Here is a 592-nt window from a genome sequence, read left to right on the forward strand (position 1 = left end):
TACGGTCTTCGAAAAGGCCGCGGTGCGTGGGCGTGCCCGCGAGGTCGTTACCCCAGGCCAGCAGCTGGCGCAGCACCGCGATCTTGGCGTCGTATTCGCTGGTCGCGCTGACGCCCGCATAGCCTTTGGAGCCGGCCTCCTTGTAGGCCCAGTGCGCGGCCACGCCGTGCTCGGCATGGTCGTGCATCGCCTGGGTGCGGATCTGGATTTCGATGGCCCGGCCGTTCTCGTCGCGCACCACGGTGTGCAGCGACTGGTAGCCGTTGGCCTTGGGGCGCGCGATGTAGTCGTCGAACTCGGCTTCTATCGGTGTGAAGCGCTCATGCACCCACGACAGCGCGGTATAGCAGTCCTTGATCGTCGGCACGACCACGCGCAGCGCGCGGATGTCGAACACCTGGTCGAAGTCCAGCGACTTGCCGCGCATCTTCTTGACGATGCTGTAGATATGCTTGGGCCGGCCCTGCACCGTGGCGCTGATGCTGTAGGCGCGCAGATCGCTTTCGAGCCGGGCGCGCAGCTGCTCCATGAAGACTTCGCGCTCGGTGCGCTTCTCGTCGAGCAGCCGCGCGATCTCGCGGTAGGTGTCGGG

1 protein-coding gene is annotated in these 592 nt (G+C 66.0%); it reads right to left on the reverse strand.

Features of this window, described 5'->3' with window-relative positions; all coding sequences use genetic code 11:
* A partial coding sequence (locus D3H34_RS33520; protein WP_147400637.1) for a RelA/SpoT-related domain-containing protein occupies positions 1-592 on the reverse strand: 592 nt, incomplete at both ends.

The organism is Acidovorax cavernicola (genome assembly GCF_003581445.1).